The organism is Streptomyces caeni, from assembly GCF_042678285.1.
Classification (GTDB): Bacteria; Actinomycetota; Actinomycetes; order Streptomycetales; family Streptomycetaceae; genus Streptomyces; species Streptomyces caeni.
Window position 1 is genome coordinate 202,087 of sequence record NZ_JBHUDX010000004.1, and the last position, 14,181, is coordinate 216,267.

The following is a 14,181-nucleotide window of genomic DNA, read 5'->3' on the forward strand; positions in this document are numbered from 1 at the left end:
AGGATCACTTGCTCGTCGGGCTCAGCGGGCGCCTGTCCCCGTCCCGGAAGGCGGCGAGTCCCGGACGGGACGGGCTGAGCGGCTCGAAGGCCCGGGGCGGGAGCGAGGCCGGCCCGGCGCCACCTCGGGCCCCATGGAGCCGGGTCTCCCCACGGCTCAGGCGGGGCTGCTTCGACACCGGCAGGTTTCCGACATCACGGCGGCGCCACGGCACTCTCGTGTACGCGCCTCCACGGTGGGGTGTGGACGGCCCAAAGACCGCGTCGGCCGATTCAGGGATGTCGGAAGTGGAACCGGCGGACGAGGGGCGTTCGGTGCGCAGGACGGTCGACCACACGCGGAGAGGATCGTGAATCGCCCTTGAAGAACCTGACGCTCGACCAGATAGTCGACACCGCGCGCTATCCCCTGTCGGATCCTGAGAGCGCCGAGGCGCGGGCCGTGTTCTCCTGCGCCCGGCAGGAGCTGTCCACTCTGGGCTGCACCGTGCTGCCGGACTTCGTCCGCCCGGCGCTGCGCGCCACCCTGCAGAACGAGTCCGCGGCCCTCGCCCCCTCGGCGTACTTCGACGCCGAAACGGTCAACGTCTACAACATCGCCGTGAACTCCGCCCTGCCGGACGGCCATCCGGGACGAAGGACCTTCACGCGGGGCAACGCGTTCGTCGCCCGCGACCGCATTCCCGTGAACTCCCTGATCAGCCGACTGTACTCCGACAAGGCGTTCCAGGGTTTCATCGCACGCTGCTTCGACCTTCGGGAGCTGTACGAGCTGGCAGACCCGCTGGCCGGACTGGTCCTCAACGTCATTCCGCCAGGCATGGAACACCCCTGGCACTTCGACACCAACGAGTTCACCGTGAGCATGCTCACCCAGCGTGCCCAGGACGGCGGGGTCTTCGAGTACTGCCCCCACATCAGGTCCGCCGACGACGAGAACGTCGACGCCGTCCGCGATGTGCTGGACGGCCGGGGCGAGCGGTTGATCCGGCGGCTCAGGCTGCGACCGGGGGACCTGCAGCTGTTCAGGGGCCGCTACGCACTGCACCGGGTGAGCCCCGTACAAGGCGAGGTCGCACGCCACACCGCCATATTCGCCTACAGCGAGCGTCCCGGCGTCGTCGGGAGCCCGGCACGTACCCGGCAGCTGTTCGGCCGGGTTCTGCCCGAGCACCTGGCGGCCGAGGAGCACGCCGTGCGGGGTGACCTGCTGCTGGACTAGACACACGGGGCCGCGTGACCGTCGCAGGCCGTCTCTCCACTTCGTTGTCCACGGAGGAGTAAGCCCGGGTGCGCTTCGACTCGACCGGAAAAGTCTCGCTCGACCACATCTACAGCCAGCCTGATCCGCGCTCCTACTTCAACGTGCTGGGCCCGCTCGACTACTGCGTTCCCCAGCAGGCCAAGCCCTATTTGGAGAAGCTCATCGAGGAATACCGGGAGTCCCGGAGCGTCGCGGTGCCCACGGTAGTGGACATCGGGTGCTCGTACGGGATCAACGCTGCCCTGCTGAAGTACGACTTGACCATGGACGACCTGTACGCGCGCTACCGCGACGAGGAGTACGCCGAGGGCGCGGAGGCCGACGCGGGGGCTCGCGAAGCGCTGCTGGCCCGCGATCGGGAGCTGTCCCGGACGCACCGATCCGCGCACCGCGTCCGGTTCGTGGGCATGGACGTCTCCGGCAACGCGCTGTCCTACGCGCTCGAGGCCGGGTTCGTCGACGACGCGGTCCACGCGAACCTGGAGGAGGACGAGCCCACACCGCGGCAGCGTGCCCAGTTGGCCGGGGCGGATCTGGTGATCTCAACCGGATGCCTCGGCTATGTCACCGAGCGGACGCTCACGCGGGTCGTGCAAGCCCAGGGCGGCGGGCGGCCCTGGATGGCGCACTTCGTGCTGCGGATGTTCCCGTTCGACCCCGTCGAGCGCGCGCTGGCCGCACTGGGCTACGAGACCGTACGCGTCGAAACGCTGTTCAGACAGCGGCGGTTCGCTTCTCCCCAGGAGCAGGCCGGCGTGCTCGATACGATGTCCGCCGCCGGGGTGGAACAGGCAAACCTGGAGGCGGAAGGCTGGCTGTACGCACAGCTCTACGTCTCCCGGCCGCACGGCCGGGAGTGAACCCAGATCCCACGAGATCACCACGAGGCCAGAATTGAAGAGCAGTCAGGGAAGTCCCGTCAGCCCTCCCTCCACCTTCGCGTTGGAGGACCAGCTACCGCGGGTGCCGCTGCCCACCCTGGAGGCAAGCTGCGAGAGGTTCCTCGCCTGGTGCGCGCCGCTGCTGACCGAGGACGAGCGGACGCAGACAGAGGCGGAGGTGGCCGCGTTCCTCCGGCCCGGTGGCCCCGGCCGGGTACTGCACGCGGCGTTGGAGAGGTACGACGCCACGGCCGGCGTGCACAGCTGGCTCGACACCTTCTGGCCGTATCGCTACCTGGGCCGCCGGGACCGGATCGCGCTCAACGCCAACTTCTTCTTCCTGTTCCGGGACTCCGTCCAGTCGCAGGTCGAGCGGGCGGCCGGACTCATCGCCGGGGCGTTGAACTACAAGCGGCGGCTCGACCAGGAGGTCATTCCGCCGGTGGTGCTGCGCGGCCGGCCGCAGTCGATGGTGCAGAACAAGTTCCTGTTCTCCACCACCCGGATTCCGGGCGTGCAACAGGACACCGTCCGCACCCCCTACACCTCCGAGTGGCCGGGACCGTCCCAGGCCCGGCACATCCTGGTGTTCTTCCGCGGCGGCATGTTCCGGATGGACGTGCTGGGTGCCGACGGCGTGCCGCACAGCCTGGACGACCTGGAGGCGGGCCTGCGCGCCATCCTCGACGCCGGTGCCGAGCCGCCCGGCTCCGACGCCCCGGTGGGCCACCTCACCACCATGGCCCGCGCGGAATGGGCGGACGCGCGGCAGTCCCTGCTCGCCTGCCACCCCGGTAACGCGGACGCGCTGGACGACGTGGAGACCGCGCTGTTCTGCGTCTGCCTGGAGGACGCCGCGCCCGCGGACGCCAAGGAGGCGTGCGACCAGTTGCTGTACGGCGACGGCGGCAACCGCTGGTTCGACAAGTCGGTGTCCCTCATCGTGTTCCGCAACGGCCTGGCGGGCATCAACGGGGAGCACTGCGGCCTGGACGGGGTCACCGTCCTCAGCTTCGTCGACGCCCTGCTGGACACGCCGGCCGAGGAGCAGTCCCGCCAGTCCGGGGCCGCCACCCAGGGGATGCCGGCGCTGAAGCCGATCGTGTTCGAACTGGACGACGCCCTGCGGGACCAGGTCCGTTCCGCTGCCGACGCGTTCGCGGCGTACGGGGCGAACACCGCGACCAGCGCGGTGTCGGTCAAGGACTTCGGCTCCAACGTCCCCAAGTCGCTGGGAGTCTCGCCGGACGCCTTCGTCCAGCTCGCCTTCCAGCTGGCTCACCAGCGCGCCAAGGGGCACCTGGGCGCCACGTACGAGTCCATCGCCACCCGGCAGTACCAGCACGGGCGGACCGAGGCGATGCGCGTGGTCACCCCCGAGATCCAGCGGTTCGTGGCGGCGATGGAGGACCCGGCGGCGGATGCGGACACCCGGCGCGCCGCGTTCCGTGCCGCAGCCGAGAAGCATGTGGCGCGCGCCAAGGAGTGTCAGTCCGGACAGGCGCCCGAGCAGCACCTGTGGGAACTGGAGCTGATCCAGCGCCGCCACGGGGCGGAGCTGGGGGTCACCGAGCAGCCCGCGCTGTACCGGAGCCCGGGCTGGCTGAAGATGCGGGACGACTACCTGAGCACCAGCTCCGTGCCGTCACCCAACGTCGACTACTTCGGCTTCGGGTCGACCAGCAGCCGCTGCATCGGCGTTGCCTATCAGCTGCTGCCCGACCTGTTCAACGTCTACCTGAGCACTCCGTTGTCGGTGGCCGACCAGATGCACGCGTTCGGCGACCGGCTCCGGGAGGTGCTCGGCGAACTGCAGGAACTGCTGGCCTCGGAGCAGCACGAGGGCTGAACCGTCCCCCGCTCCCGCGGGTTTTCGGCGGCCTGCCCTGCGTCCGGGCAAGCCGCCGAGAACCGCCGGGTGACGCTGGACTCGTCCAGGACGACCGGTCGGGCGACATTCAGTCGGTACGGCTAGGGGGTGTTTCGAAGGTCCCGCACAGCACCCACGGCGCCCGGCACGCTCCCCCAGGCTCTTCGAGCAGGGGGCACCCCCACTCGCCGCACCGGCCGAAACCCCGAGTACGTCCAGTACGAGGGCTTTCGTCCAGCACGCCGAGAGCATGCACCGGACACCGCGGGCACCGCACAGGACTTCCGAAACACCCCCTAGGCGGCCCGCACCTCGTACACCGTCACCCGCACCGACTCGTCGTCCAGGCACTGCCCCGTCTCCAGGTCGAAGCGCTGCTTGAGCAGCGGCGAGGCGACGAAGGGGCGGCCGCGGTGGCTGCCGGTCAGACCGCGGGAGAGCACGGCGGCCCCGGTGAACGGGTCCCGGTTGTCGATGCCGTGGACGCGGCCCGCACGGTCGAGGAAGACGGCGGCCTGGCGGCCGTCCGGCAACAGGGCCGCGACTCCGCGGCCCGGGACCAGCCGGGACAGGTCACAGACCGTCAGCCAGCCTTCGTCCAGACGCAGTTCGACGGTCAGGCCGAGCTTATGGGGTGCCAGGGTCATCGCTGGGCGCTTCCTTCCAGGAACGGGGTCTCCCCTGCTTGAGCGGAGCCGAGAGCTCGGGGATGCGTGCCGAGGGTCAGCAGCGGCAGGTCGGGCTTGATCTGGTCGCGCTCGGGGATGAATCCGACGACCGGATCGGGGGTGTCGGGGGCGTTGACGAAGGACACGAACCGGGCCAGCTTCTCGGGGTCGGCGATGGTCTCGGCCCACTCGTCGCGGTAGCCCGCGACATGGGCGGCCATCAGGGACTCCAGTTCCTCGCAGATGCCGAGCGAGTCATGGACGATCACGTCCCGCACGTGGTCCAGGCCGCCCGGGATCCGCTCCAGCCACACCGAGGTGCGCTCCAGACGGTCGGCCGTGCGGATGTAGAACATCAGGAACCGGTCGATCAGGCGGACGAGTTCGGCGTCGGACAGGTCCTTGGCCAGCAGGTCAGCGTGGCGCGGGGTCGCGCCGCCGTTGCCGCCGACGTACAGGTTCCAGCCGCCCACCGTGGCGATCACACCGAAGTCCTTCGACTGGGCCTCGGCGCACTCGCGGGCGCAGCCGGAGACCGCCGACTTCAGCTTGTGCGGGGACCTCAGCCCCCGGTAGCGCAGCTCCAGGTCGATCGCCATGCGCACGGAGTCCTGGACGCCGTAGCGGCACCAGGTGTGGCCCACGCAGGACTTCACCGTGCGCAGCGCCTTGCCGTACGCGTGGCCCGACTCGAAGCCCGCGTCCACCAGGCGGGCCCAGATCAGGGGGAGTTGCTCCACCCGGGCGCCGAACATGTCGATCCGCTGACCACCGGTGATCTTCGTGTAGAGGCCGAAGTCGCGGGCGATCTCCCCGATCACGATCAGCTTCTCCGGGGCGATCTCACCGCCGGGGATGCGCGGCACGACCGAGTACGAGCCGTTCTTCTGCAGATTGGCGAGGAAGTGGTCGTTGGTGTCCTGCAGGGCCGCCTGCTCCCCCTCCAGGACATAGCCGTCGGCACCGATCGTGGGGGCGAGCGAGGCGATGACCGACGCGATCGCCGGCTTGCAGGTCTCGCACCCCTCGCCGCCGCGCGCGCCCTCGCGTCCGAACCGGTCGAGCAGCCGCCGGTAGGAGGTGATGCGCAGGGCCAGGACGATCTCGTACAGCTCCTCGCGGGTCTGCGCGAAGCAGCCGCACAGGCCCTTGTCGACCTCGACGCCGCTCGCCTCCAGCTCGTCGTTGACCAGCTGGGTGAGCACCTTGACGCAACTGCCGCAGCCGGTACCGGCCTTGGTGCACTTCTTCACCTCGGGCACGGTGGTGCGGCCGTGCTCGGCGACCGCGCCGCGGATCGTGCCCTTGGTGACGTTGTGGCAGGAGCAGATGACGGCCTCGTCCGGCAGTGCTGACGGCCCGAGCTGCGCCGGGGCGCCGGCCCCCGCGGGCAGCACCAGTTGTTCGGGCGCGACGGGCGGCACGGACCCGGTGAGCGCGCGCAGCGTGCCGTACGCTTCCGCGTCGCCGACCAGGATGCCGCCGAGCAGTTCGCCGCCGCGGCCGATGACCAGCTTCTTGTACATGCCCGAGCGCGAGTCCGCGTAGACGACGTCGAGGCAGTCCGCGGTGGTGCCGTGCGCGTCGCCGAAGGAGGCCACGTCGACACCGAGCAGCTTCAGCTTGGTGGACAGGTCCGCGCCGGTGAACGCGGCCTCGTCGGCGGCGATCGTGGCGGCGGCCGTCTCGGCCATCTCGTAGCCGGGCGCGACCAGGCCGTACACCCTCCCGTCCGACGCCAGCGCGCACTCGCCGATCGCGAAGACGCGCGGGTCACCGACGGTGCGGCACTGCTCGTCCACCGTGACGCCGCCGCGCTCGCCGACGGCGAGGCCGCAGGCGCGGGCGAGCTGGTCACGGGGGCGCACACCGGCCGAGAACACCACCATGTCCGTGGCCAGTTCGGACCCGTCGGACAGCTTCATGCCCGTCACCGCGCCGTCCCCACCGACGACGATCTCCTGGGTGCCGGTGCCGGTGTGCACGGTCAGGCCCATGTCCTCGATGGTGCGCAGCAGCGCCGCGCCACCGCCCTCGTCGACCTGCACCGGCATCAGGCGCGGCGCGAACTCCACGATGTGCGTGGCCAGTCCGAGGCCCTTGAGCGCGCCGGCCGCCTCCAGGCCGAGCAGGCCGCCGCCGACCACGGCGCCCGTGGCGGCCCGCGTCTTCGCGTACTCCTCGATGGCGAGCAGGTCCTCGATGGTGCGGTAGACGAAGCAGCCGGTGGCGTCCTTGCCGGGCACCGGTGGCACGAAGGGGTACGAGCCGGTGGCGAGGACGAGCGTGTCGTACGTGACGGTGAGCCCGGAGCGCGCGGTCACCGTGCGGGCGTTCCGGTCGATCGTCTCCGCCGGGGCGCCGATGTGCAGCTCGATCCCGTGCGTCTCGATGAACTCCCTGTCCGTCATGGACAGTTCCTCCGGCGTCGTACCCGAGAAGTACGAGGTGAGCCGGACCCGGTCGTAGGCCGGGCGCGGCTCCTCGCAGAGCACGACCACGCGGTGCGTGGCGGTCAGGCCGCGCTCGGCCAGCGCTACCAGGAAGCGCTGGCCGACCATGCCGTGGCCGACGAGCACGATCGTGGGGCGGGGGCCGGTCCCCACAAGTGCGGTCGTGGACATCAGGAGCCTCCATCGTTGGTGATCAGGTGGAGCAGCGGGGCACCGTCCGCGGGGAGCGGCTCGGCTGTCTCCCAGGCGCGGGCGAGCGCGCCGACGGTGCCGAGTTCACCGACGAGCACGCCGCCGACCAGGCGGTCCTCGCGCACGACGACCTTGCGGTAGGTGCCGCGGGTGGCGTCGGCGAGCTGCACGACGTCGTCGCCGGGGCGGGGGTCCGTCTCGCCGAAGGCGGCGAGGTCGAGGACGTCCCGCCCGGCGAGGGTGAGCCGGGTCAGGGACCGGGTTCCGGTGTAGCGGGCGGCGGGATCGCCCGCGCCGCCGGCCTCGCTCGCGATCAGCTCGGCGAGCACGTCGGCCTGTTCCAGGGCCGGAGCGGCGAGCCCGTACACGGTGCCGGCGTACTGGGTGCAGTCGCCGATCGCCCGGATGTGCGGGTCCGAGGTGCGCAGTTCGTCGTCGACGAGGACGCCCTTGTGGACGGCCAGCCCGGCCTCGTGGGCCAGGCCCACCCGGGGGTGCACCCCACAGGCCAGCACGACGAGGTCGGTGTCGAGGGCGTAGCCGTCGGCCATCTCCACGGAGCGGACCACGCCGCCGAGCGTGCGCACCCCGCGGACCCGGGTCTCGGTGTGGACCTCGACGCCCAGGCCGGTGAGGTGGCGGTGCACCAGCCGCGAGGCGGACGGGTCGAGCTGCCGCTCCATCAGGCGCTCGGCCTGCTGGGCGAGGACGACCTGGGCGCCACGGGAGGCGAGCGCGCGGGCGGCGGAGACGCCGAGCAGGCCGCCGCCGATGACGACGGCGCGCATCCCCTCGCGGACCGCCTTGGCCAGACCCAGGCAGTCGTCCATCGTGCGGAACGCGTGGACGCCCTCGGGAAGTTCGCGACGGTCCGCGGTGAGCAGTCCGCGCAGGGGCGGCAGGACCGGGTTGGAGCCGGTGGCCAGTACGAGCGTGTCGTATGCGATCAACGAGCCGTCATGGCAGTGGACCGCGCGGTCCTCGCGGTCGATCCGGGTGACCCGGGCGCGCACGAGACGCTCCGGGGCCGGCAGGGAGATCACCTCGGGCGCGTAGCGGCCGGCCAGGACGTCGGCGAGCAGGACACGGTTGTACGGGGCGTGCTCCTCCTCCCCGACGAGCAGGGCGGGCGTACCGAGCTCGCCGAGCCGCCGGGCGAGACGGGCGCCCGCGAGTCCGGCGCCGATCACCACCACACGCGTATTCGAGGTCATGCAACGCAGCGTGCGATGCCGACGTTACCCGGCCGCATCACGACTGTTTCCCACGGGGAACGCTGCCCTCAGCCGGCACGGGGCGGGGGTGTGAGGGTTCGCGGAGGGCGGTTGGGGGGTGAGGGTGCGTGCCGGGTCGGTGGGCCGGGCGCGAGGGGAGATCCGCGGCCCGCCCGAACCTCAGAAGACCCTCAGGCCGATGGACGGCACGTCCATCCCCTCCCTAAGGTCGCGATCATGCCCGACATATCGCTGACCACGGCCGTCGTCCTCTGCCTCACCGCTCTCGCGGCCGGCTGGATCGACGCCGTGGTCGGCGGGGGCGGGCTTGTGCTGCTGCCCGTGCTGCTGCTCGGGCTGCCCGGCGGCACTCCGGCGGCGTACGCCCTCGGCACCAACAAGGCCGTCGCGATCGTCGGCACCACGGGCGCGGCCGTGACATACGTGCGCAGGGCACCGGTCGACGTGGGAACGGCCGTACGGATCGGAATCGCGGCCCTGGCCGGGTCCACGGCCGGGGCGTTCGTGGCCGCGGGGATGAGCACGGACGTCCTCAAGCCGGTCGTCATGGTCGTGCTGCTCGGGGTGGGCGCCTTCGTGCTCCTCCGGCCCGCGTTCGGTACCGCCCCCTCGACCGCGCCGGTCTCCGCGCGGCGCGTGCTCGCCGCGATCGGGCTCGCCGGTCTCGGCATCGGCTTCTACGACGGTCTCATCGGCCCCGGCACGGGCACGTTCCTCGTGCTGGCGCTCACCGCCGTCCTGCACCTCGACCTGGTGACCGCCTCCGCCACCGCCAAGATCGTCAACTGCTGCACCAACGTCGGTGCCCTCGCGACCTTCGCCTGGAAGGGCACCGTCTTCTGGCAACTGGCCGTGCCGATGGCCGTTTTCAACCTGGCCGGCGGCACGGTGGGGGCGCGCACCGCGCTGAAGAAGGGCAGCGGCTTCGTCCGCATCGTGCTGCTGACGGTGGTCTTCGCGCTGGTCGCGAACCTGGCCTACCAGCAGTGGGTGGCCTGAGCGGGCCGGCGTACGGGGAAGCGGGGAGGCGCCTGAGGGAGCGCGGCGGCGTCCGCCGGTGGCGATCCGGCGTCCGGCGGCGGGTCAGCGCACGGCGGTGAGGTGCGCGAAGACGACCACGTTGCCCTGGTAGCCCGTCGCCTTGGAGTAGCCGCCCCCGCAGGTGATCACCCGAAGTTCGGGGCGGTGCGCCGCCCCGTAGACCCGGTCGTCGGGGAAGTCCTTCGCCTCGTACACCTCGACCGCGTCCACCGTGAAGACGGCCGTCGAGCGGTCGCGGCGTCCGATCTCGATCGTGCTGCCCTTCGTCAGGGCGCCGAGGTCGTAGAAGACGGCAGGGCCCTGGGCGTTGTCGACGTGACCGGCGACGATCGCGGTGCCCGTCTCGCCGGGCATGGTGCCCGCCTCGTACCAGCCGGCCAGGTTCTTGTTCCCGGCGGGCGGGGCCTCCAGGCTGCCGCTGCTCGTCAGCCCCAGGCCGGTCAGGGGGGCGTCGACTCGGATCGAGGGTATCCGGATGCGGACGGGCGGCGAGGGCGGCAGCGGGGAGGTGGCGGATCCTGCGCGATCGGGGTCGGAAGCGGCCTGCGCGGCCGACGGCTGCGGTGGCGCGTGGGACTGGGAGCCGCTGCCGAGCAGCCAGCCGCCGGAACACAGGGCGACCACGGTGACGGACGCTATGGCGGCGTCACCGACGGTGCCGGGCCTGCCGGCCTTGCGCACGTGAGCCTCCTTCGTGGATGCCGGGCCTGGCCCCGGTCTGGCCGGAGCGTCTCCCGGCCCCCCTCCGGGCCGCGAGGGGCATCGGACCCGGAGGGGGATCGGGGACGGCGGTACCGGCGGACGGACAGCGGAGGATGTCCGTCACATCCCGTCGCCTCTCGCACGGCGATGCAGGAGCCAGGTACCGCCCGCGGCGGCGACGGCGAGAGCCGTCACACCGGCCGCGGTCCGCACGGGGTCGGGGCCGAGTGCGCCGCCGACCCCCGTCTTCACGCTTCCTCGCGGACGCGTCTGATCCTGGGCCGGGGCCAGGGTCACCGTCAGGTCGCCCGTCACCTTCGCGTGTCGGCCGCCGGAGCACTTCGCGACGATCTCGTAGGTGCCCGGCTGCGCACCGGGCGGCACCCGGAACCGCCCGATCGCGTCCTGTTCGTGCGTGCTGGGGGCGAGCGCGAAGGCGCCGGCGCCGACCGCGGTTGCGTCGCCCGCCGCCGAGCCGTCCGACCCGCAGGCCGCCGTGTTGACGGTGACCTCGCCCCCGGGCGCGACGGTGGAGGGGAAGACCTCCAGCCCTTGGGCGTCACCGGCGTACGCGGGTACGGCCGCCGCGAGGCCCGCGGCGACGGCGAGCGCGGTACCGGTCAGCAGACGGGACGTACGTCGCATGGGGTGCACCTCCGGGAGGGCACGGCCCGCGGCACCCCCAGTGTGCCGCTGCGTCGGTCGTGCCCCTGCCCTGTCGAGGAAAGTCGCACACGGCCGCTCACGCTTCTTGGCGCGCCGTCAGACGTACGGCGAACGGGTGTGCCGCGACTGGCCCGTCCGGGCGGTCCCGACGGCCTTTCAGCAGGTCATGGACGTACGGGTGCCGGGCTACCGGAAGGGGGCCCGAAGGGGGGAGCCGCCGGCTGTGAACGGGTGACCGGCCGTTGCGCCGGGAGTGGAGGAGGCGACTTGACCTCAACAATGGTTGAGGTATGCGGCTGTGCGTCATGACCACAGCCGCGGATGCCTCCGCCCCGCTCCCGTCCGCGTCCCCGCTCCCGTCCGCGACCAGCCGGCGCACCAGCGCACCGTCGACTTCCAGTTCGTCGGGGTGCATCTTCACGGTGGGAATGGATCTCCGTGCGTCGGTCGGCAGCCGGGCAGCCGGATGACCGGGCAGCCGGATGACCGGGGCCGGATGGCGGGTCGGCTGCCGGAGCCTAGGCGCTCCGGCAGCCGACCCGCCACGGCTTTTCGCTCAGCCCACGTTCACCGCGCTCCACGCCGCCGCCACGGCGTTGTACTCCGCGCTGCCCGCGCCGTAGAGGTCCTTCGCGGCGTTCAGCGTCGCCGTCCGCGCGCCCGCGTAGTTCGTCGACGACGTCATGTAGACCGTCAGGGCCCGGTACCAGATCTTGCCGAGCTTGTCGCGGCCGATGCCCGTCACGGTCGAGCCGTTGCAGGTGGGGGAGTTGTAGGAGACCCCGTTGAGCGTCTTCGCGCCGCTGCCCTCGGCGAGCAGGTAGGCGAAGTGGTTGGCGACGCCCGACGAGTAGTGGACGTCCAGGTTCCCGACCGAGGAGCTCCAGCAGTTTGCCGAGTTCCCGTCCTTGGACGGCTGATCCATGTACCGCAGCGCCGGCTCTCCGAAGCCCGAGCGGACGATCTTCTCGCCGATGAGGTAGTCACCGGGGTCCGAGGAGTTGTTCGCGTACCACTCCACCAGTGTGCCGAAGATGTCCGAGGTCGCCTCGTTCAGGCCGCCGGACTCGCCGGAGTACGTCAGTGCCGCGGTCGTCGACGTCACGCCGTGCGACATCTCGTGGCCGGCCACGTCCAGCGCCACCAGCGGGCCGAACGTCGTCCCGTCACCGTCGCCGTACGTCATGCAGAAGCAGCTGTCGTCCCAGAAGGCGTTGTTGTAGTTGTTCCCGTAGTGCACGCGGTTGTACGAGCCCTTGCCGTCGCCCGCGATGCCGGTGCGGCCGTGGACGTTCTTGTAGTAGTCCCATGTCTCGTCGGTCCCGTACTGCGCGTCCACCGCCGCCGAGGAACGGTCCGCGGTCGTGCCGGTGCCCCAGTGGTTGTCGGCGTCGGTGAACAGGGTGGCGGGGGCGCGGCTGAAGCAGATCCCGAAGATGCACAGGTCCGTCTTGTTCTCGGCGTCGCCCGTGTAGGTGTTCCCGCGGGTCGGGTCCTTGAGCTGGTAGCTCGACCCGGACAGGGTGGTCTCCAGCGGAACCGTGCCGCCGTACAGGGACTTCCCGTCGCCGGTCGCCGTCTCGATGCTGTCCCACGCGTCGATCTGACGGCCGGTGCGGGCGTCCGTGAGGACGGTGCGGGCGACCGGGTTGCCCAGCGAGTCCTGCCCCACCGCGTTGGTGCGCCAGGCCAGCCGGGGCGCGCCGTGCAGGGCGTCGACGACGAGCTGCGGCTTGGCGGTCACGCGCTTCAGCAACTCTCCGGTGTTCGCGGCGCGCAGTGCGGCGGCGGCCAGGTCGGCCGCCCGAGGTGCCTTGACCGTGGGGGTGGTCGTCGGCACGGAGACGACGCGCGTGGTGGCCCGGTCCGCGCTGCGGTAGGAGCCGCTCGGGGCCAGATGGACCACGAAGTCGCCGCCGAGGACTGGGAGCTGACGGTACGTCCGGTCGTAGCGCACATGCTGGCTGCCGTCCGCGTCGACGACGACGTCGCGGACGGTGGTGCCCTGCGCGGAGGACAGGCCCAGTTGGGCGGCCTGCTGCCGCAGCGCGGCGGTGGCGTTGGCGATCGCGGTGGCCCGGCCGGGTCTGGCGGCCGCGCCGGCGGCGGGTGCGGGGGCGAGAGCGGCGGCCAGCAGGGCCGCGGTGGCCACGGCCGTGCCGGCCGCGGCGAGACGGGAACCTCGGATGTGCCGTATCCGACTCATCGGTCTCCTCGAAGTGGCGCCCGGGGGCGTATGTGGGGGATCGGGGGCGGTGGCCCCCGACGTCGCTTCGATTTAAGGGTTCATGACATGTCATGTCCATAGCTCATTCACGAAGATGTGTGAGGGGTGAGAATCGTTTCTGCAAGGCTTCGGTAGAGGGGCGGGAGGAGATCGATCATGGCTGCGGCGAACGGCGCGACCACCGGGACCAGCGGGGGAGCCGGCGCGTGAGACTGCCGTTCTTCGTGTACGGGACCCTGCGTCCCGGCGAGCCCAACCACGACCTCTTCCTGCGCGGCCGCACCCGCTTTGAGGAACCGGGGCTGCTGCCGGGCGCCGTGCTCTACGACGGCCCCGGATACCCGTACGCCGTCGAGCAGGGCGGCGGCACGGTCAGCGGCGAGATCATCACCGCGCGGCCGGAGGCGTACGCGGAGCTGCTCGCTGCTCTCGACCTGCTGGAGGACTGCGTGCCGGGCGATCCGCGCAGCCTGTACGAGCGGGTGGCCCGGGACGTGACGGGCGCGGACGGCGGCACGGTACGGGCCTGGGTGTACGTCGCCGCGCCCGCCGTGGCGGCGCGGCTGCGGGCGCACGGCCGGCTGATCGAGGGCGGGGACTGGCTCGCCCATCGCTGAGACCGCGCCGCACGGGCGTCCCGCGTCATGGGCCCGCGTCGCGTGTCCGGATAGCGTGCGTCGTGTGTTCCGCGTTGCGTGTCCCCACGTCGCGTGTCCCCACGTCGCGTGTCCCCACGTCGCGTGTCCGCGTTGTGTGTCCGGATAGCGTGCGTCGTGTGTTCCGCGTTGCGTGTCGCATGGCACGCGTCGGGCCGCGCGTGTCGTGTGCCCTACCGCCGATCCGGGCGTCGCGGCCGGGCAGTCGGCCGCCTCCGTCGCTCGTGCGGGCGACCGCGCCGTGCGCCCCCGTCCCCGGTCGGCCTGCCGTGCCTAGACGAGTCATTCCGAATGCTGACGGTGCGTCCGGGAACGCAGACAGGGTGT

At 71.7% G+C, this 14,181-nt stretch carries 11 protein-coding genes; 5 read left to right on the forward strand and 6 right to left on the reverse strand.

Going from position 1 to position 14,181, the window contains the following annotated elements; translation table 11 throughout:
- Window positions 1-360 precede the first annotated feature (360 nt).
- The 3 genes from ACFSL4_RS02310 (at window position 361) to ACFSL4_RS02320 (ending at window position 3,993) form a co-directional block, all read left to right on the forward strand.
- Window positions 361-1,221, forward strand: a complete 861-nt coding sequence (locus ACFSL4_RS02310) for a HalD/BesD family halogenase (protein ID WP_381077669.1) — start codon at window positions 361-363, stop codon at window positions 1,219-1,221.
- 68 nt (window positions 1,222-1,289) lie between these two features.
- Window positions 1,290-2,123, forward strand: a complete 834-nt coding sequence (locus tag ACFSL4_RS02315) for a class I SAM-dependent methyltransferase (protein ID WP_381077672.1) — start codon at window positions 1,290-1,292, stop codon at window positions 2,121-2,123.
- Window positions 2,124-2,226: 103 nt separating this feature from the next.
- Window positions 2,227-3,993, forward strand: coding sequence for a choline/carnitine O-acyltransferase (locus tag ACFSL4_RS02320; RefSeq protein ID WP_381077674.1), 1,767 nt, complete (start codon window positions 2,227-2,229; stop codon window positions 3,991-3,993).
- Window positions 3,994-4,310: 317 nt separating this feature from the next.
- Here ACFSL4_RS02320 and nirD read toward each other — a convergent pair whose 3' ends face one another.
- From nirD to ACFSL4_RS02335, 3 genes are read right to left on the reverse strand one after another with little or no spacing between them, the layout of a single operon-like run.
- The gene (nirD, locus tag ACFSL4_RS02325) at window positions 4,311-4,661 is read right to left on the reverse strand and encodes a nitrite reductase small subunit NirD (RefSeq protein WP_381077676.1); all 351 of its coding nucleotides are present in this window, start codon (window positions 4,659-4,661) and stop codon (window positions 4,311-4,313) included.
- Window positions 4,658-7,306 (reverse strand): nitrite reductase large subunit NirB, encoded by a 2,649-nt coding sequence (gene nirB / locus ACFSL4_RS02330; RefSeq protein ID WP_381077679.1) that lies wholly within the window; start codon window positions 7,304-7,306, stop codon window positions 4,658-4,660. The genes nirD and nirB overlap by 4 nt, the downstream gene beginning before the upstream one ends.
- Window positions 7,306-8,541, reverse strand: a complete 1,236-nt coding sequence (locus ACFSL4_RS02335) for an NAD(P)/FAD-dependent oxidoreductase (protein ID WP_381077681.1) — start codon at window positions 8,539-8,541, stop codon at window positions 7,306-7,308. The genes nirB and ACFSL4_RS02335 overlap by 1 nt, the downstream gene beginning before the upstream one ends.
- Window positions 8,542-8,778: 237 nt before the next feature.
- Between ACFSL4_RS02335 and ACFSL4_RS02340 the strand changes: the two genes are divergently transcribed.
- Window positions 8,779-9,561, forward strand: coding sequence for a sulfite exporter TauE/SafE family protein (locus ACFSL4_RS02340; protein ID WP_381077684.1), 783 nt, complete (start codon window positions 8,779-8,781; stop codon window positions 9,559-9,561).
- Window positions 9,562-9,645: 84 nt separating this feature from the next.
- Here the strand turns inward: ACFSL4_RS02340 and ACFSL4_RS02345 are convergent, their stop codons facing one another.
- The 3 genes from ACFSL4_RS02345 to ACFSL4_RS02355 all read right to left on the reverse strand — a co-directional run bounded on the left by ACFSL4_RS02345 (window position 9,646) and on the right by ACFSL4_RS02355 (window position 13,177).
- On the reverse strand, window positions 9,646-10,284 hold the full coding sequence (locus ACFSL4_RS02345; RefSeq protein WP_381077687.1) for a class F sortase: 639 nt from the start codon (window positions 10,282-10,284) through the stop codon (window positions 9,646-9,648).
- 141 nt (window positions 10,285-10,425) lie between these two features.
- Window positions 10,426-10,950, reverse strand: a complete 525-nt coding sequence (locus ACFSL4_RS02350; protein WP_381077690.1) for a hypothetical protein — start codon at window positions 10,948-10,950, stop codon at window positions 10,426-10,428.
- A 577-nt stretch (window positions 10,951-11,527) separates the two neighbouring features.
- On the reverse strand, window positions 11,528-13,177 hold the full coding sequence (locus ACFSL4_RS02355; protein ID WP_381077692.1) for a M4 family metallopeptidase: 1,650 nt from the start codon (window positions 13,175-13,177) through the stop codon (window positions 11,528-11,530).
- Between the two features lie 227 nt (window positions 13,178-13,404).
- On the opposite strand from ACFSL4_RS02355, the gene ACFSL4_RS02360 reads away from it, so the two are divergent.
- Window positions 13,405-13,815, forward strand: a complete 411-nt coding sequence (locus ACFSL4_RS02360; protein ID WP_381077694.1) for a gamma-glutamylcyclotransferase family protein — start codon at window positions 13,405-13,407, stop codon at window positions 13,813-13,815.
- The last annotated feature ends 366 nt before the right edge of the window (window positions 13,816-14,181 follow it).

Bases quoted from the DNA above. Each gene is read 5' to 3' on its own strand.
- nirD (WP_381077676.1), bottom strand. From the start codon at position 4,661: ATGACCCTGGCACCCCATAAGCTCGGCCTGACCGTCGAACTGCGTCTG.
- nirB (WP_381077679.1), bottom strand. From the start codon at position 7,306: ATGTCCACGACCGCACTTGTGGGGACCGGCCCCCGCCCCACGATCGTG.
- ACFSL4_RS02335 (WP_381077681.1), bottom strand. From the start codon at position 8,541: ATGACCTCGAATACGCGTGTGGTGGTGATCGGCGCCGGACTCGCGGGC.
- ACFSL4_RS02340 (WP_381077684.1), top strand. From the start codon at position 8,779: ATGCCCGACATATCGCTGACCACGGCCGTCGTCCTCTGCCTCACCGCT.
- ACFSL4_RS02350 (WP_381077690.1), bottom strand. From the start codon at position 10,950: ATGCGACGTACGTCCCGTCTGCTGACCGGTACCGCGCTCGCCGTCGCC.
- ACFSL4_RS02355 (WP_381077692.1), bottom strand. From the start codon at position 13,177: ATGAGTCGGATACGGCACATCCGAGGTTCCCGTCTCGCCGCGGCCGGC.